At 36.9% G+C, this 18,563-nt stretch carries 18 protein-coding genes; 9 read left to right on the forward strand and 9 right to left on the reverse strand.

Features of this window, described 5'->3' with window-relative positions:
• Positions 1-125: 125 nt before the first annotated feature.
• Positions 126-2,939, reverse strand: a complete 2,814-nt coding sequence (leuS, locus tag HHL23_RS01000; protein ID WP_169232974.1) for a leucine--tRNA ligase — start codon at positions 2,937-2,939, stop codon at positions 126-128.
• Positions 2,940-3,132: 193 nt separating this feature from the next.
• Positions 3,133-3,606, reverse strand: coding sequence for a lipocalin-like domain-containing protein (locus HHL23_RS01005; RefSeq protein WP_169232975.1), 474 nt, complete (start codon positions 3,604-3,606; stop codon positions 3,133-3,135).
• 198 nt (positions 3,607-3,804) lie between these two features.
• On the opposite strand from HHL23_RS01005, the gene HHL23_RS01010 reads away from it, so the two are divergent.
• The 3 genes from HHL23_RS01010 to HHL23_RS01020 are packed head-to-tail and all read left to right on the forward strand — an operon-like array spanning position 3,805 to position 6,186.
• Positions 3,805-4,782 (forward strand): acyltransferase family protein, encoded by a 978-nt coding sequence (locus tag HHL23_RS01010; protein WP_169232976.1) that lies wholly within the window; start codon positions 3,805-3,807, stop codon positions 4,780-4,782.
• Between the two features lie 22 nt (positions 4,783-4,804).
• Entirely contained in the window at positions 4,805-5,560 is a 756-nt protein-coding gene (locus tag HHL23_RS01015; RefSeq protein ID WP_169232977.1) for a glycosyltransferase family 2 protein, read from the forward strand.
• The gene (locus HHL23_RS01020) at positions 5,560-6,186 is read left to right on the forward strand and encodes a deoxyuridine 5'-triphosphate nucleotidohydrolase (RefSeq protein ID WP_169232978.1); all 627 of its coding nucleotides are present in this window, start codon (positions 5,560-5,562) and stop codon (positions 6,184-6,186) included. Before HHL23_RS01015 ends, HHL23_RS01020 begins: the two co-directional genes overlap by 1 nt.
• Here the strand turns inward: HHL23_RS01020 and HHL23_RS01025 are convergent.
• The 6 genes from HHL23_RS01025 to HHL23_RS01050 all read right to left on the reverse strand — a co-directional run bounded on the left by HHL23_RS01025 (position 6,178) and on the right by HHL23_RS01050 (position 10,918).
• Entirely contained in the window at positions 6,178-7,410 is a 1,233-nt protein-coding gene (locus tag HHL23_RS01025; protein ID WP_169232979.1) for a 3-deoxy-D-manno-octulosonic acid transferase, read from the reverse strand. The two genes, HHL23_RS01020 and HHL23_RS01025, sit on opposite strands and share 9 nt — an antisense overlap.
• 5 nt (positions 7,411-7,415) lie before the next feature.
• Entirely contained in the window at positions 7,416-7,760 is a 345-nt protein-coding gene (locus HHL23_RS01030; RefSeq protein ID WP_169232980.1) for a cupin domain-containing protein, read from the reverse strand.
• Positions 7,757-8,224 carry a DUF1648 domain-containing protein gene (locus tag HHL23_RS01035; protein WP_169232981.1) on the reverse strand — a complete coding sequence of 156 codons (468 nt, stop codon included), beginning with the start codon at positions 8,222-8,224 and terminating at the stop codon, positions 7,757-7,759. Before HHL23_RS01035 ends, HHL23_RS01030 begins: the two co-directional genes overlap by 4 nt.
• A gap of 17 nt (positions 8,225-8,241) precedes the next feature.
• Positions 8,242-8,958 (reverse strand): C40 family peptidase, encoded by a 717-nt coding sequence (locus HHL23_RS01040; protein ID WP_169232982.1) that lies wholly within the window; start codon positions 8,956-8,958, stop codon positions 8,242-8,244.
• A gap of 79 nt (positions 8,959-9,037) precedes the next feature.
• A complete protein-coding gene (locus HHL23_RS01045; RefSeq protein ID WP_169232983.1) occupies positions 9,038-9,685 on the reverse strand; it encodes an O-methyltransferase in 648 nt (215 codons plus the stop codon).
• Between the two features lie 399 nt (positions 9,686-10,084).
• Positions 10,085-10,918: an OmpA family protein gene (locus tag HHL23_RS01050; protein ID WP_169232984.1), complete on the reverse strand. Its 834-nt coding sequence runs from the start codon at positions 10,916-10,918 to the stop codon at positions 10,085-10,087.
• A gap of 87 nt (positions 10,919-11,005) precedes the next feature.
• Between HHL23_RS01050 and tilS the strand changes: the two genes are divergently transcribed.
• The 5 genes from tilS (at position 11,006) to HHL23_RS01075 (ending at position 16,992) form a co-directional block, all read left to right on the forward strand.
• Positions 11,006-12,328, forward strand: a complete 1,323-nt coding sequence (tilS, locus tag HHL23_RS01055; protein ID WP_169233063.1) for a tRNA lysidine(34) synthetase TilS — start codon at positions 11,006-11,008, stop codon at positions 12,326-12,328.
• Positions 12,325-14,391, forward strand: a complete 2,067-nt coding sequence (locus HHL23_RS01060; protein WP_169232985.1) for a protein-disulfide reductase DsbD family protein — start codon at positions 12,325-12,327, stop codon at positions 14,389-14,391. Before tilS ends, HHL23_RS01060 begins: the two co-directional genes overlap by 4 nt.
• 300 nt (positions 14,392-14,691) lie before the next feature.
• The gene (locus HHL23_RS01065) at positions 14,692-15,216 is read left to right on the forward strand and encodes a biopolymer transporter ExbD (protein ID WP_169232986.1); all 525 of its coding nucleotides are present in this window, start codon (positions 14,692-14,694) and stop codon (positions 15,214-15,216) included.
• A 113-nt stretch (positions 15,217-15,329) separates the two neighbouring features.
• A complete protein-coding gene (locus HHL23_RS01070; protein ID WP_169232987.1) occupies positions 15,330-16,112 on the forward strand; it encodes an alpha/beta fold hydrolase in 783 nt (260 codons plus the stop codon).
• A gap of 70 nt (positions 16,113-16,182) precedes the next feature.
• Positions 16,183-16,992: a patatin-like phospholipase family protein gene (locus HHL23_RS01075; RefSeq protein WP_169232988.1), complete on the forward strand. Its 810-nt coding sequence runs from the start codon at positions 16,183-16,185 to the stop codon at positions 16,990-16,992.
• 84 nt (positions 16,993-17,076) lie between these two features.
• Here HHL23_RS01075 and HHL23_RS01080 read toward each other — a convergent pair whose 3' ends face one another.
• On the reverse strand, positions 17,077-18,081 hold the full coding sequence (locus HHL23_RS01080) for a DHH family phosphoesterase (protein ID WP_169232989.1): 1,005 nt from the start codon (positions 18,079-18,081) through the stop codon (positions 17,077-17,079).
• Positions 18,082-18,315: 234 nt separating this feature from the next.
• Between HHL23_RS01080 and rpmH the strand changes: the two genes are divergently transcribed.
• Positions 18,316-18,474, forward strand: a complete 159-nt coding sequence (rpmH, locus tag HHL23_RS01085; RefSeq protein WP_034701860.1) for a 50S ribosomal protein L34 — start codon at positions 18,316-18,318, stop codon at positions 18,472-18,474.
• Positions 18,475-18,563 lie beyond the last annotated feature (89 nt).

Genomic DNA, 18,563 nt, shown 5'->3' on the forward strand with positions numbered 1-18,563 from the left:
ATACGATTTCGATATAATAATTTTTTTTAATTATTTTATTTATTTTTCTCAATTTTAACATTTGTGTTAGAAATTTAAAAAAATAAGACCTTCATTTTTTTTAATTTGCCAATGTTAAGTTTCTTTTAAATTACGATATTCACAATACGGTGATGCACGACGATGATTTTTTTAGGTGTTTTACCTTCCAAAATAGGCTGCATCTTTTCATCTGAAATCACCAAATCTTCTACCTCCTTCGCTGATAGCTGAGCAGAAAGTGAAATTTTGAACTTCATTTTACCGTTTACACTTACCGGATACTCGATTTCATCCTCTACCAGATAATCTTCATTCAATATAGGGAATTTTTCAAATTCAACAGATTCCTTATTTCCCAGTAGGCTCCAAAGTTCTTCACAGATATGGGGAGCATACGGAGAGATGATAACGGCTAATGGTTCTACAATATTGCGCTTGTTGCATTTTATTTTTTGAAGCTCATTCACAGCAATCATAAATGAAGATACAGAGGTATTGAATGAGAAGTTCTCAATGTCATAAACCACCTTCTTTATTAGGGTATGCAAAACTTTGTATTCTGCTTTTGTAGGTTCTTCATCAGAAACTTCAAAAACATCTCCGTTGAAATACAGGTTCCAGAATTTTTTAAGGAAACCATATACTCCACTTAATCCTTGCGTATTCCAAGGCTTGGACTGTTCCAATGGACCTAAGAACATTTCATATAGTCTTAATCCGTCTGCTCCGTATTCCTCACAGATATCATCAGGATTTACAACGTTGTATTTAGACTTGGACATTTTCTCTACTTCACGGTCTGTGATGTATTTTCCGTCCTCCAAAATAAATTCCGCGTTCGCATAATCAGGTCTCCAGGCTTTGAAAGCCTCGGTATCCAATTCATCAGAGGTACCTTTTAATAAGGATACATCTACATGAATCTTCTGGGTCTGATGATCAGCAGCAAGATTTTTTGAAACATATTGATTGGTTCCATCGATTCTGTATACAAATGCACTCATCCCCAAAATCATCCCCTGATTGATCAGCTTCTGGAAAGGTTCATCTTGATTAATATATCCTCTGTCTTTTAAGAACATGTTCCAGAAACGTGAATATAATAAATGACCTGTTGCGTGCTCACTTCCTCCGATGTATAAATCTACCTGTCCCCAATAATCGCTTAAGTTTTTATCCGCAAAAACCTCATCATTGGAAGGATCCATATATCTAAGGAAATACCATGAACTTCCTGCCCAACCCGGCATAGTAGATAATTCTAACGGGAATATAGTTGTGTCATCAATAAGATCTGTAGAAACAACTTTCTGATTAGCCTCATCCCATGCAAACTCTTTTGCATTCCCTAGTGGCGGATCACCATCTTCGGTAGGAAGATATTTTTCAACTTCAGGAAGTTCCAGCGGTAAAGCCGAAACCGGAAGCGTGTAAGGCATTCCCTCCTTGTAATAGATAGGAACCGGTTCTCCCCAATAACGTTGTCTGGAGAAAATAGCATCACGTTGTCTATAGTTCGTTGTTCCGTGGCCAATTCCTTTGTTTTCGATTTCAGAAATTATTTTTGACTTGGCATCATTATAATGTAATCCATTTAAGAAATCAGAGTTCACACAAACTGAGTCTTTAGAGTCGAAAGATTTTTCCTGAACATCTTCATCGGTATCCACTACCTTTTTAATATCAAGGTTAAATTTCTTAGCAAATCTATGGTCACGTTCGTCATGCGCAGGAACTGCCATTACAGCACCTGTTCCATAGCCCATCAATACATAATCTGAAATATAGATCGGCATTTTCTCGCCACTGAAAGGATTGATTGCATAACTTCCTGTAAAAGCACCGCTCACGTTTTTCACGTCAGCCATCCTGTCTCTTTCCGTTTTTTTGGAAGTTTCTTCAATATAAGAATCTACTTCTGCTTTCTGAGCTTCTGTCGTAATAGCATCTACCAAAGGATTTTCAGGAGCCAACACCATAAATGTTGCTCCAAAAATAGTGTCAGGTCTTGTTGTAAACACCTCAACGGTCTCATCATGACCTTCCACCTGAAACTGAACCTGTGCTCCCTGGGATTTTCCGATCCAGTATTCCTGAGCATCTTTAAGAGGCTGTGGCCAGTCTAATGTATTTAGTCCCTGCAACAATCTTTCAGAGTAGGCAGATATTCTCATACTCCACTGCATCATTTTCTTTTGAAATACAGGGAATCCTCCTCTTTCAGATTTTCCGTCTTTTACTTCATCATTCGCCAATACGGTTCCCAAAGCCGGACACCAGTTTACGGTGGTCTCTGCTCTGAAAGCCAGACGGTAATTTAACAGGATATCTTCTTTGTCAAGGTCTGAAGAATCTTTCCATTCTTCTGCCGTGAAATTTAATTCGTCGTTTTGATTAGCATTTAATCCTTCTGTTCCTTTTTCTTCAAAATGCTGAATCAGGGTGTTGATCGATTCTGCCTTATCAGTATCTTTATTATACCATGAATGATACAGCTCGATAAAGATCCACTGGGTCCATTTATAATATGATGCATCTGAAGTTCTCACTTCCCTGCTCCAGTCGAATGAAAAACCGATTTTTTTCAGCTGTTCTTCATATCTGTTGATATTCTCCTCAGTAGTAATCGCCGGATGCTGTCCTGTCTGGATTGCATACTGTTCAGCAGGAAGCCCGAAGCTGTCATAACCTACAGGATGGAGGACATTAAAACCCTGATGTCTTTTATATCTCGCATAAATATCCGATGCAATATATCCCAGCGGGTGCCCCACATGAAGCCCTGCTCCAGATGGATACGGAAACATATCGAGAACATAAAATTTAGGTTTGTCCGTGTTATTGGAGGTTTTGTAGGTCTGGTTTTCTTCCCAGTACTTCTGCCACTTTTTTTCTATCTGCTGATGATCGTAAAACACTTTTTATAATAGATGTTAGATGTTAGACTTTTGATATTAGAGTTAATTCTTATCATTAATTCCAAATCAAGATTCACAAAAATAATGATTTTAAAAGAAATGGAAATTTTAATTTTAATTAATTCAGAAATACCTTGTAACAAAAAAAATCTCATCCGGAGATGAGATCTATAATAAGGTATGAAATGTCTTTTTATTGAGGGATTCTTCTCATGGTATATGTTCTTGTTTTATATACCGTCGGATCCTGAGTTTCTTCTCTAATAGATAGGTTCAAGGTCGTATCGTCAAGGGTAATGATTTTACCATTGGCAGGTTCTACAATTCCCTGATATTTTAGTACTACCGTTTTTGCACTTCTGTCATAGGTGTAGGTAAAGTTCACATCTGATACGATTGTACACTGCGGTGTTGTACCAATCTCTCCATTCTTAGTTCTTTTCCCGCTCGCTTCAGTATTGAATCTCCATCTGGATTCTTTCTCACAATCGGTATAGGTAATAAGATCGGAAACAGGCTCTTCCCCAACTTCAACGGTGGTCACGACTTCTTTCAGTGGCTGCCAAACCCCTACAAGAGGGTATTCCATCGTATCATCGCCATCATCATTACATCCTGTAGCTACAAATAATGATAAACCTGCAAATAGTAATGCTAATTTCTTCATATATAAAATTTTCAAGGGCTAAAATTATAATTTTTTTGATTTATAACACCATTTTTTGTGAAAAATTATTTCGATAATCGATATTTCTGAAAATTTTAGAACATTAATCCTCATAATAGCCATTATTTAACAAATATTGAATACAAGATTCTATCTCTATTTTATTAAAAAAACTATTTTTGCAGAAAGAAAATAAAAATGCAGGATATAACGAAAAATAATTTTGACTTCATACGTGTTCTCCTTGCTTTCATTGTCTTTGTAGGACATTTGGGAGCTTTAAGTGACTCGAGCCAGCTTGAATTCTTAACACACAGCCCGGTAGAAGTTGCCGTTTATTCTTTTTTCATTGTCAGTGGATTTCTTATTGCCAGGAGCTATGAAAGATCTTCCAGCCTGAAAAGCTATGCCAAGAAGAGATTCAACAGGATTGTTCCCACTTATCTATTGGTTGTTTTTCTCTGTACTGTACTTCTGAGTCTGGTAAGTACTTTGTCTTTTTCTGATTATTTCGGAAATGTTCAGGTTTATAAATATTTCTTCTGGAATTCTATATTCATGAACTTCATGGCCCCTTCCCTTCCCGGAGTATTTGGGAATCAAGCTGTCAACGGTGCCCTATGGACGCTTAAGATTGAAATGTGCTTTTATTTCGTTGTTCCCCTGATCTTCTTATTATTCGGAAAGAACAATAAGTACCGAAATATCAGCCTGATCATTCTGTATTTTCTTTCTCTGGTCTTCCTTAATTATTTTGAAATGACTGGAAAGTCTGCTATTGCAAGACAGTTACCCGGCTCGCTATGTTATTTCATTGGAGGAATGCTGATTTATTTTCATTTTGACAAATTCATCAAATACAAAAATATCCTTTTCCTCATAGCGATCATTACGGTTTGGATAGACCTGATTCTGCACATTAAATTATTCTCGCCCATTATGATCAGTATTATTGTATTGTATATCACCTATTCACTGAAATTCCTGAATAATTTCGGAAAATATGGAGATTTCACGTATGGTATTTATATCTTCCACTTCCCTATTATTAGGGTATTTGCTACACTTGGACTATTTGCCAATTACAATCCTTTTTTCATGAGTTTTGTATGCATGTTGGTAGTGATCGGAGTAGGAATTGCATCGTGGCATCTTTATGAGAAAAAATTTTTATAATTTTACCCCAGTAAATACACAAATGAAAGACCTGGTCTCCATCATCACTCCCTGCTACAATTCTGCTGAATTCATCGAAGAAACGATACAGTCCGTTCTCAACCAAACCTATGAAAACTGGGAATGGCTAATTACTGATGATCTTTCCAAAGACCATACGGTAGACATCATAAGAAAATACAATGACCCAAGGATAAAACTTCAGGTCCTTGCAAAAAATGGCGGCGCTGGAAATGCCAGAAACAATAGCCTGGAAAGAGCTATGGGACGATATATCGCCTTTCTTGATTCTGATGATTTCTGGTATCCTGAATATCTGGAAACCATGACAGATTATATGGAAGAAAACAATGCGGAGCTCGTCTACTGTAATTATTCCAGGTGTAACGAGCAATTGCAGCCTGTTTTAAAGGATTTCTTAGCAGACAAAGTCGTAACCTTTTCTAACCTTCTGAAGACCTGCAGGCTGGCACCAGTCTCTACAATGTATGACACCAAAAGAGTCGGGAAATTTTTATTCCCAGTAAAAAGTAAACGCGAAGACCACGTCATGTGGCTGAACCTTCTCAAAGTAATTCCGGAAGGCATGCCCATCAATAAGACACTAGCCAAATACAGAATGCGCGAGAACAGCGTTTCACGAAAGAAAAAAAACATCATTAAAGATCAATATCTGGTATACAAAGACTTTATGGGATTCTCTACTGTAAAATCTCTTTACTATACAGCTAATTGGGCTCTCAACGGATTTTTAAAATATTCTAAAATTTTCAATTAATGGAGTACTCAAAAGAGTTTAAAGCAGCATTGAGTGCTTTTTCCAATGTAGAAAAAGACCGTCTTATTTTCAGGCTCCTGAAAAAGGATAAGCTTTTGTCTAAAAAACTGTATTTCGAACTGATCGATCAGGAAACAACTGATGATAAGAGAAATGCAATGGAAGAAAATATTGCAGAACAGGTTCTTTTGGCCTCAAAATATGTTGGAAACGCCAAATATTTCCTGACCATTATCCGAAAACTGAGCGCAGAAATAACGGAACATATCAAAATAACAACGGATAGATTCGGGGAAGTTTCGCTGAACCTTTTGCTGGTGAACAGAATTTTAGATTCCAACAACGACTTCAGCAGACAGCGATTTGACAATGTTTATAAACTCTATATCTATATCATTAATAAAGTATTCAAAGCACTGGTATTAACGAAAAAACTGGATGAAGATTACTGGATGGAGATCGATGAGCTTCTGAGAGAAACCCAAACCAAAATCTCTGAAAATCATTACCTGCAGAAACTCTGCATCAACAATGGTCTGGACTTCAACTGGCTTGAATCTGAAAATATTCCGGATGATATAGATCAGATCATGAAAGACATCAAGAGTCAGGGATTTTTAAGATAAAATCTTCTGAAGAATCAGATGGGTAGCATTCGGTTTTTCGGCAACAAACTTTTCGGCATTTTCAGACATTGCCTTTAATTCTTCTTCATTATTAAGGAGAAACAGCACAAAATCTGCTGCTGCAGATTCTTCGGTAAAAGATTTTCCTCCATTAGCAGCAATCAGATCATCAGCCTCAGGATTTTTTCTGTAATGATTTCCAAAGATCACTGGTACACCGAATGTTGCCGCTTCCAAAATGTTGTGTAATCCTGCATCATGAAAACCTCCGCCAACCACAGCTACATCTACATAAGAATATAGTTTTGACAGCAAACCGATACTGTCGATGATTAAAAGTTGTTCACTGAAATTTGAAGACTGAATATTTTTAATTTCACTGTATAATAAAGCATCAGGAAAAGTCTGTTTTAGATGAGACACCCTTTTCAGATCATGGGGAGCCATAATTATTTTCACGCCTCTATTCTTCTGCGAAATGACTGCTGCCATTTTCTCCTCTGCCAGCCATGAACTTCCAAATACTATCGTTTGATGATTGCTTATAAACTCTGAAATACATTCAACATAATTATCCCGGGATCTCAGTTGTTTTACTCTGTCAAATCTTGTATCTCCTGTTACTGAAGAATTACTCAGCCCAACACTTTTAGCCAGTGCAAAAGAAAATTCTGTCTGGTGAAAAAACCAGTCAACGTTTTTCCTGAGCTGTTTTACAAACCATTTTCCATAAGAGGTAAAGAAGGCTTGTCTTTCATAAAACAAAGCTGATATCACATAGATCTTAGCGTCTTGATTTTTAAGTTCAGCCAGAAGATGGTACCAATAATCATACTTAACTGTAAAAAATAATTCGATATTAAACTGGGAAACAAATTCTTTTACGGTACTTTTTTTATCAAAAGGAAGATAACAGATCACATCAGCAATATGTTTCTTTTTAACAACATTTTCATAGCCTGATGGAGAAAAGAAGGTCACAAGGATTTTATGATCCGGATATTTCTCTTTCAGTTTTTCCAAAACAGGAAGTCCCTGCTCATATTCGCCCAGGCTGGCCGCATGCATCCAAATCACCTTGTCAGATGGCAAAAATGCCGCTTTTACTTTATCTAAAGACTGCTTTCTTCCTTCAACTCCTTTTTTAGTTTTATCATTAAACAAGGAAAAGACTTTCATTCCGAAAATGAGAAGGCTGATAAATATGTTGTATAGGAAGGACATCTTATTTATTTTTCAATTTCAATTTGATCATTATGGGTAGACGGGCTGGAAATGACAAGAAATTCAACCTCATCCTGAGATTCATTGGAAATAAAATGTTTGGATCCAGGCTGAACGGAAATACTTTCTCCTGCCTTTACTGAAACCCTTTCACCATTAATCTCCAACACAGCTTCCCCTTTTAAGATGTAAAAAACCTGCTCTGCCTTGTTATGGAAATGCAGTTTTTCTACTGTTCCGACGGGCATTCTCTCCTGTTTTATAGAAAGATTGCTAGAATCATTCAGAACCCAGCTGTCACAGCCTTTTCCCCAGATATAATGCTTTGAATTATTTTTAGATTGGATCATTTGAATATAGCTACAAAAATAAAAACGGTTATCAAGCTTCCGATTACGGATAAAATAGCCGTAGATAGTGGAACTTTAGGCTTTACATTTTCATCAAAGGAATACCTGAACATATAATCCTGACCATTCATAAAAATAAGTATAATCAATGTGAATAACCATCTCAAAAATGTCTCCATAATCAGAAACTGGGTAGTTCTGTTTTGGTCTGTGATCTCTACAGGAAAATTAGCTGTTTCAGGATGATTTAATGAATATATGAACATACAGTAGAAAGCTGTTCCCAAAAGTGGGGGCAAAAAAGAATATATCTTGCTCCCAAAGTTATCGGCCTTCCCATCAAAATCAAAGTGTACAGGAATTCTCTTTGGGAGGATTTTGTAATGCTTTAGGGTAAACCACCAGAAAAAAATCAACAATCCGAAATTAAAAATATCAAAAATTGTAAAAATAATATTCTCCATTCCGACTGTATTTTAGGCTAGAGTAAGTTTTTGATCACTCTCAGTTTATGGGTATGCTTATTCATTTCTTTGTTAAAGATCCCGGTGGAATCAAGAATATCTATCCTCACTTTTCCTGAAGCATGAATAATCCTTTGGTTATCCAGCATGATTCCTACGTGAATAATTTTTCCTTCAGGATTCTCGAAGAATGCTAAATCTCCGGGCTGGCTTTCTTCTACAAATGTCAAAGGCACACCAATTTCTGCTTGCTGATAGGTATCTCTCGGCAATTTAATATCATGGATTTTGTAGACCAGCTGTGTGAAACCTGAGCAGTCCACGGCAAAAAAGCTTTTGCCGCCCCACAGGTAAGGTACATTAAGGAATTCTTTGGCAGCTAAAGCAATACTTTCACGGAGATCATGGCTCCTTCTTGAGACCACTACTGGAAACTCTACTTCAGACCCGATTGAAAGAAGCGTTTTCCCATCTTTCATCAACACTGAAGAGAAATCTTCAGTCACCACGGTAACTTTTCTTTTAGCCAGATCCTCCTCTGTTACAAATCTTAATTGTTTGGTATCTATCCACCCTTCATATTCATCATAATGCATTTTTATTTTGGTCCAGTTTTTATTCACTTCCAAAATATCTGCACTTTCGCCAAACAACATTTCCGTAACAATTTCCGCCTTGTCAGAATTCTCTGCACGGACTGGTGCTACTGTAACGTTACAAATTCCTTTATTCATAATTTTATAGATGATAGATTTCAGACAACAGATATCAGATTTACCTGAGATTGATGTCTTATGTCTGTTGTCTCATGTTTTATTTCCTTCTCAGAAAATTCACTCCATCACGCAAAGGTAAAATAAGATTTTCAAAATCGTCGTCTTTTGCGATCAAATCATTCAGTTCTTTGATGACTTGGGTAGATCTCTGTTTCGGATTTTCCTCAAGCACTTTCCCATACCATAAGACATTATCAAACAGAACAACAGAACCGGATTGTGTTCTTGGCTTAATCAGCCTGAAATATTCTGCATAGTTTTCTTTGTCGGCATCTATAAACACAAGATCAAAAATCTGATCTGTTTCTCTTAAAAATTCTTTGGCATCCTGAAGTTTAAAATCAATCTGTCCGGCATATTCACTTTCTTCAAAATATTTTTTCGGCAGATAAGCCAGATCTTCATTAACGTCCAGTGTAGTGATTTTTCCGTCTTTAGCCAGCCCTGAGGTCAGGCAAAGGGTCGCATAGCCTGTAAAAGTCCCTATTTCCAGCACATTTTTAGGCTGTAACATTTGCGAAACAATCGTTAGAAGCCTCCCTTGCTGACATCCTGATATCATGTGCGGCTGTGTGGTTTTCTGATAGGTTTCTCTTCTCAGTTTTTTCAGAATTTCAGGTTCTGAGGAAGCATGTGTTTCCAGGTACCTGTCCATTTCAGGATTTTTTTCTTCAAAAAAGCTCATACTGCAATTCTTTTATAGGGTTCAAAAGTACTTAAATATAAAGAAAAATTATTACTGCCAGGCACTTTTCACAAGTTCTCCCGTAAAAACCCCATTTAAAATACCGGGAAAATACGGATATGTTTGCATCGAACATAGTTATACATTTGCAGAGAACAAAGGGTAAAAACACTAAGAAAAGAAAGACAATGAATGTAGGGGGAAAACTAATTAACAGAGAGAATCAGAAGACCGCAGGGCCAATAGGCAAGGCGGATTCTTCGTCTAAGAAAACTAAGACCGAAATATCCAACTCATTTTTTCAACGAGTTATTTCATTATTGAAAAAAGAAGAATTAATTTGATTAAAAAAATAAATCCCGAATCGCTTCGGGATTTATTTTTATCGGTATGTTTCCATTATTTCTTAGGAGCAATATCCATCAGTTTCATGAACTCATCAAGCTTAGGCATAATGATAATTTCTGTTCTTCTGTTTTCCGCTCTTCCCGAAACACTCATATTCGTTGCTTTAGGGTTGTATTCTGAGCGTCCTCCTGCGGTAATTCTTGCCGGATCTACCCCAAACTGCGTCTGAAGAACCTTAGCAATAGAAGTCCCTCTCAATGCAGAAAGATCCCAGTTGTCTCTTGGCAGATTAGGAGAACTTAAAGGCGCATTATCTGTATTTCCTTCGATCAGTACAGAATATTTATCGTAATCATTGATTACTTTAGCTACTTTTCCTAATACTTCCTGAGCAGCAGGCAGTATATTGTAATCCCCTGTTTTATATAGCATTTTATCTGAAAGTGAGATCATTACCACTCCCTTCAATACTTTCACCTGTACATCATCATCAGTAACGTTATCCAAAGATCTCTTAAGCTTGTTGGATAAAGCCATGTTAAGGCTGTCATTTTTAGCATTGTTTGAGATCAGCTGTTTGATATATGAATTTGAAGCATTGATTTCTCCTACCAGTTTATCAATATTCGCTGAACTTTTACCCGTATTTGAAAGACAGGCATCCAAAGATGATTTCAAAGCATCATGCTGACTTTTTAAAAGATTATTCTCTCCTGACAATACAGAATTCTGAGATTTTAAATCCTGGATCTCTCTTTGTCTTTCTCCAATATTTTCAATACACTGCTTATAGTTTGAGCTTAAAGCGTCATATTGCTTTTTGCTGACACAAGAGGTCATTCCCAACGCCATTACAGAAACTCCTAAAATTTTAATAATCTTCATATGTAATCATTTTTAGACGAATCAAAGTTAGGAAAATTGAATTGAATTTTATGGATTATCTTTGCATAAAAGAAATTCTCAACAGACATCTTGGAAAAATTTAGTTTTAAAAATCAGCTTGAAAATCTTGTACGAAACCCGGAAAATCACAGCTATCTTTTGGCGGTGAGCGGAGGTGCTGATTCTATGGTTTTAGCCTCTCTTTTTCAGGGTTTAGGACTTACCTATGAGGTTGCCCACATCAACTATAAGCTCCGTGGGACAGATTCAGATCTGGATCAAAAAATGGTTCAGGATTTTTGTGAGAAAAATCATATTCAATTTCACCTGTACGAGGTTTCGGAGAAAGACAGAAAACCGGAAAATTCTATTCAGCTTTGGGCCAGGGAGCTCCGTTATCGTTTTTTCAGAGAAATTCAGGAACAGGAAAACCTGAAATTCCTCGTTACTGCCCATCACCTGAATGATCAGCTGGAAACTTTCATCATCAATCTTTCCAAAGCTTCAGGAATCAACGGGCTTAGTGGAATTCCTGCGGAGACCAGCAATACAATCCGCCCACTGCTAAACTTTTCAAAAAAGGAAATTTATGAGTACGCTGAAAAAAATAAGATTGATTTCCGGGAAGACCTTTCCAATAAAAAAAATGATTATCTGAGGAATAAGATCAGAAATGAAATAGTTCCAAAGCTTTTAGAAACGAATGACCACTTTCTGAAGAACTTCAAAAAAAGTTCTTCTTATCTGAACCAAACCAAAGATTTTGTCCACAAACAGATCGAAGAGATTGAAAATAAACTTACGGTATTTAACCCGGAGCATAAAATCTTATCAAAAGAAAAGCTGGCTCAGGAAAGTGCTTTCGTCCAGTTTGAGATCTTAAAGAAATATGGGTTCGACCGTGAGGAGGAAATTCCAAAAATATTTACGGCAGAAAACGGAAGTTCTTTTTTCTCAAAAGAGTACCAGTTAATGATCAACCGGAATGAATTAATTCTCGTAGATAAAAACAAGAAGCAGGAAACAAAAGACGAGCTCCTCCTGATCGAAGGTTTTGATTTTTCTGAAAATACAATCAGTATCAGCCTTGAAAACACGATTGACCATATTGATGGAATCAATAACAGCTTTGAATGGGAATTTGATGCTACAAAACTTCAATTTCCGCTGCGTTTAAGAAAACAGCAGGACGGCGATGAGTTTTATCCGGCTGGTTTTTCGGGCAAAAAGAAAGTTTCTAAATTTTTTAGGGACGAAAAATTATCTATTTTAGCGAGGCCAAAAATTTGGATCCTGTGTGATGGCCATAATTCCGTACTTGGAGTTATCCCTTTCAGACAGGACAGACGATATACAAAGGATGAGAAAACGAAAAGTATTCTCAAAATTTTTAATGAAAAGAAAAAATGAAATTTAGAAACTGGTTTTTAGTAGTGCTGCTATTTTTAGCGGCAGGAATGAATGCACAGATTAAAAATCCTGTAAAATTCAAGTTCACGATCAATGATTTAGGGAACAATCAGTATGAAGCTGTTTTAAATGCAACCATGGAAAGCGGCTGGCATATATACTCCAAAGATCTGCCTGAAGACACAGGAATCCCTACTGAATACAAAGTTTCGGGAAAAAATATTGAACTGGTAGGAAAATTTACAGAAGTCGGTAAGAAGCATGAAGAATTCTCGGAAGCTTTTGGCGGAACGATTGTCTTTTATTCCAACGCAGCCGGTTTCAAACAGAAATTCAAATTAAAAGACCCCACAAAACCTGCCGACGTAATTTCAGAAATTACGTATCAGACATGTGATGACAGAGTATGTCTGGCTCCAAATACTTTAGAATTCAATCAAAAAGTAACGCCAAAAGGGGCTGCTGAAGAAACTACAGAGGAAAAAGCTGAAGCTACAAAAGATTCAGTAAAAACGATAGAAACTGTTGCCACAAGCCCTGAAAAAGGAACCGTCACCGTTACCCAAGTTTCACAACTAGATCCAAAGCAACTAAAAATAGCCACCATTGATTTCCAGAAACCTTTAACGGATTGTGGAACCGCCGTTGAAAAAGTTGGTGAAAACTACTGGACCTATTTATTCCTGGGATTTGCAGGTGGTCTAATCGCCTTACTGACACCTTGTGTTTTCCCTATGATCCCCCTTACGGTTTCTTTCTTTACAAAAGGAAGCAGCAATAAGGCAAAGGGTAAAAGAGATGCGCTGATCTATGGATTTTTCATCCTTTTGATCTTTGTTCTTTTAAGCGTTCCTTTCCATTTGATTGACGGGATTGCCGGGAATGTTTTCAATGAAATTTCTACAAGCGTCTGGCTGAATATCGTCTTCTTTATCATATTTATATTCTTTGCAGGAAGTTTCTTCGGATACTATGATATCACGCTGCCTAGCTCTATTGCCAATAAATCTTCAAAAGCAGAAGAAGCAGGTGGACTTGTTGGTATTTTCTTCATGGCGCTAACGCTGGTTATTGTCTCTTTCTCATGTACAGGCCCTATTCTGGGAGGTTTGTTAGGAAGCGCAGTAACAGGATCATCTAACGTTCCGATGCTGCTTACCTTTGCGTTGGCAGGATTTGGATTGGCGTGGGCTATTGTTTTCGGATTGCTGGCTTTATTCCCACAGGCATTAAAGAGTCTTCCAAAATCCGGAGGCTGGATGAATACGGTGAAAGTGGTTCTTGGATTCGTAGAACTGGCTTTAGCTTTAAAATTCTTATCTAAAGCTGATCTGGTTTCTAAAACTTTCTTATTAAAAAGAGAACTTTTTATTGCCATCTGGATCATTATTGCATTAGGACTGGCTTTATATTTATTCGGAATTATAAGATTTCCGCATGATGATAAAAAACCGAAAATTTCTATCACAAGAAAGATATTGGGAGCATTGGGAATTGGTTTTGTGATTTATCTGATTCAGGGATTAATTCCTGCTGAGCGTCCAAAACTCCAGTTATTAAGCGGAATTTTACCTCCACTGAATGTTAGTTATCTGCATAATGAGAAAGACGGAATTCTGGGAATGCACCCTGAACATGATTTCTTTAAAGCTATAGAACTCGCCAAAAAAGAGAACAAGCCTATTTTGATTGACTTTACAGGCTACGGTTGTGAAAACTGTCGTAAAATGGAGGAATTCGTCTGGAGCGAACCGGATATTCTGCCTATCCTGCAAAATGATGTGGTACTGGCCTCTTTATATGTAGATGATAAGGAAGAGCTTCCTGAAGATCAAAAAACTAAAATCGACCTTGGAGAAGGACAGGTGAAAAAGGTAAAAACGATCGGCGACCGATGGAGTTTGTTCCAGCAGGTGAATTTTAACAACAATTCCCAGCCGCACTATGTTCTGATAACACCAGACGGAAAAGTGATCAACACTCCGGTATCAGGATATATGCCGAAAGAAGATTTCAAAAAATTCTTGGAATGCGGTGTTAATTATTACAAAACAACGAAGTAAAATTCAATCCAAACATAATATCAGCCTTATCAATTTATTTTGGTAAGGCTTTTTTATATAATTTGTTCAAAAGCAAGTAGTTTCCCCAATCATCTTATCAAAAACACACAAACACTTAAACTATCATAAAACCTTATGAAATTAAAACATCATGAGTTTTTTTTATGTTAAATCACAAATTATTTTTAGAAATTTATAACAATTAAGAAATTTAGGTATAAACTTTGCATCGCTTCCATCAAACCACGACAGGTTTTTCAAATTTCATCAAATACCGTTTAACATTTAAAAATATGAATTATGGCTGAAGCAATTGCACAAGAGAAACAGGGAGGCAAACAAAAGAAAAAATTAATCCGTGTAGACATGACTCCGATGGTAGATCTGGGATTTCTACTGATCACTTTTTTTATGTTCACCACCAATTTTACAAAACCTAACGTGATGGACCTTGGACTTCCCGCAAAAGATCCTAATCCCTATCCTATTACTGATAATGTAATCAGAGATAAAAATCAGGTCACATTTATTTTAGGAAAAGACAACAGAGTATTTTATCACCAGAGTAACGAGCAAGATCTGAATGCAAGAAACCTGAAAGAAACTGATTTCAGCGGAGTGAAAATCTCTAAAATCATTTCCGAAGCCTACAAAAACGCACCGATACCGGAAAACTTTACGGTCATTGTAAAACCTACCGATGAAGCCAACTATAAGAATTTCGTAGATATCTTAGACAATATCGCAATCTCTAAAAAAGAAAGATACGGCGTTACTGATATTAAGCCTTGGGAAAAGAAAGTTTACACAGAATTGACCAAATAAGATAAAGGAGCATTTTTAGAATGCTCTTTTTTTATTTACATTTGAAGAGACAACTGATTGCAAAACCTGACTTTGCCTGCTGAAATATTTTTAACTGTTATAATATTAAGATCATGCTGAATTTTGAAAGAAAAGGAAACGGAAAAGAAACTTTAGTGCTGCTCCACGGCTTTATGGAAAATCTTTCCATCTGGAGCGATATGGAACCTCATCTTTCTAAAGATTTTTCACTGTTGAAAATAGATCTTCCAGGTCATGGGCAATCTGACATTCTAGCGGATGTTCACACCATGGAACTGATGGCTGATGAAGTAAAAAAGGTCTTAGACCATGAGAAACTAGATAAAGTGCATTTGTTGGGACATTCCATGGGCGGCTATACATCGCTGGCTTTTGCAGAAAAATACCCTGAAACCCTTAAAAGCATGACTTTATTTTTCTCAACCTATTTTGCTGACGATGAAAAGAAAAAACAACAGCGAATTAAAAGTTACAGGATCATCAAAGACGCTTTTAGCCACTACGCCAGAGCCGGAGTTCCGAATCTGTTTAATCCCAATGAAAGAGATATTCTGGAAGGAAAAATTGAAACCGCTCTTGCTACAGCCCTTTCTACGAATAATCTGGGAGCGCTTGCCTCCGTAAAAGGAATGGTGGAAAGAACTGACAAAAAACACATCATGGAAAATCTTGAGGCCAAAATTTTAATTTTAGCAGGAAAACATGACAATGCCGTAAAAACAGATATGGTGATCAAACATCTTCCGGACAGAACCAATATAAAATCATATGTCCTGGATTGCGGGCACAACGGACACTGGGAAAAACCAGGCATTTGTGCTGAAATTATCAACACAGAACTTCTTCATAATCTACCCAAAAAATTAGTCCTGTAAAACAGCAACGACAGCTCTTGGCCAGTGCCTATTAAAATTTCTTGTATATTAGTAGAGATTAATTATCTCAATGGGTTTATTTTCATTCAAAAAAAAGAAACCGCCGGTCATCGGCCTTACGCTTTCCGGTGGAGGAATGCGCGGAATTGCCCATATCGCGGTACTGAAAGCCCTGGAAGAATACAACCTGAAACCTCATATTATTTCCGGAACCAGTGCCGGTTCTATTGTGGGAGCTTTCTATTCTTTCGGAAAATCACCAGATGAGATGATGGAGATCGTGAAACATACTACGTTTTTTTCAAGGTCTTACCTGAAACTCTCTAAGAATGGCCTTTTCAGCCCAAATTTCATCTTAAAACTCTTGACCGATCATTTTCCTGAGAATGATTTTAAGATCCTGAAAATCCCTGTTTACGTTACCGCTACGGAAATGACCCACGGAATTGTGGATTTCTTTTCAGAAGGAGAACTTTTCGGACCTCTTCTGGCTTCATCAAGCGTTCCGTTCATTCTGCCCCCTGTAAGAATAGGTGAAAAAATATATGTTGACGGAGGTGTTCTGGATAACCTTCCTATAGAACCTATTATTGACAAATGTGATTTCTTAATTGCTTCCCACGTCAATTCCATAAGCTATGATGAACTGAAAAAGATGAGCCTTATGAAAGAATTCGACAGGATTCTCCATTTAGCTATTGCCAAATCCGTTTATTCCAAAGCGAAATCCTGTGATATTTTTTTAGATCCGCCCAAAATGACGAAATTCAGTTTATTCAGCAAGAAAAACCTTGACATTATGTTTCAGGAAGTCTACGAATACACCTGTGAAGAACTTGAAAGTAAGGGATATACCAAGGGCATGACTGTAGGGGAATAAAGGGTTGAGCATGTGTAATACATTGATGGAATCATTAATCTTTACATTTCAATGCGCCCTTTTTTCAATTTTCCTATTCATTAGTTAAACTTCCTCCGCTTCTATTCTTTTTTTAAAGGTTTCTATAGTATCTGACAGAGACTCATCAGATTTCCCACCTGCTGCATTGATATGACCTCCTCCACTGAAATATTTTCTTGAGAACTGGTTCACATCCACATCATCTTTACTTCTGAAAGAGATTTTAATAAAATCATCATACAGATCTTCCATAAAGAAAGCGGCCATTTTTACACCTGCAATGCTCAATCCGTAGTTTACAAAACCTTCCGTATCACCTTTCTGAAAACCATATTCTTTAAGCTCATTTCTTGTAAGAGAAAGTACCGCTACTTTGCCATCGTTCACCACCTCTATTCTTCCTAATACCAGAGCAAGAAGATGAAGACGGGAAACCGTGTTCGTATCCCATGTATTTGAAGTGATGATGGAAGGATCAGCTCCTTTTTCTATCAGATTGGCGATAATACGGTGGGTAGTCGCGCTCGTAGAACGGAAACGGAAACCACCTGTATCCGTCATAATCCCGGTATAAAGGCATTCTGCAATATCCTGATTGACCAGATTTTCATCCTCCATGGCTTCAATAAAATGATAAATCATCTGTGAAGTGGCCGGAATAACGGTATCAGAATACACAAAATCAAATTTTTCAGGCTGCTGGTGATGGTCAATAAGAATTTTCTTAGCCTTAGCTTTAGTAAGCCACTCACCTAATATTCCTATTCTTAAAGGAGCATTAAAATCAAGACAGAAGATCACATCTGCATTGCTGATCATCTCAAATGCATATTTTCTTTTATACTCTCCGATGATCACTTTTTTAGATTCCGGCATCCATTTCAGAAATTTCGGAAAATCATTCGGTACAATTACTTCTGCAGGAATCCCCTTTGCTCTCAAATAATGTTTCAGCCCCAGACTGGAACCTATAGCATCTCCGTCCGGATTATAATGAGTAAGGATAACGATCTTGTTTTCAGGCGTAAGTAGTGTACTGATATCTAAAAGTTCTGCTGGTGTAAACATCGTGTGTTTATTTTTCTTTAAATTTGAGTTTTCAAAGATAGAGCTTTTAAATAAATCATTTCAATATAATTTCCACACCCGGATTTCATTTCCACCTGCGGGTTATATAGATTAGGATGAAAAATATTTCAAATATTTTCTAAAAAAGATTATTAAACATTTGTAACTTTTAAAAATTTCTATATCTTTGCAACCTGAAAATTAATAGATTAATTACGATTTAAATATATAGTAATGAGTAAAAGAACATTCCAGCCATCAGAAAGAAAAAAAAGAAACAAACACGGTTTCAGAGAAAGAATGTCTACGCCAAACGGTAGAAGAGTTTTGGCAGCAAGAAGAGCTAAAGGCAGAAAGAGTTTAACTGTTAGTGCTGCGCGCGCTAAGAGATAATATCTCGAATTATCATATACAGATCATGCTTGAAAAGAAGTTTTTCAGGCATTTTTTGTTGTTAAAATTTCCTAAAGTTTAGGTTTTTT

It is taken from the genome of Chryseobacterium antibioticum (assembly GCF_012927325.1).
In the GTDB taxonomy this organism is placed as follows: Bacteria; Bacteroidota; Bacteroidia; order Flavobacteriales; family Weeksellaceae; genus Chryseobacterium; species Chryseobacterium antibioticum.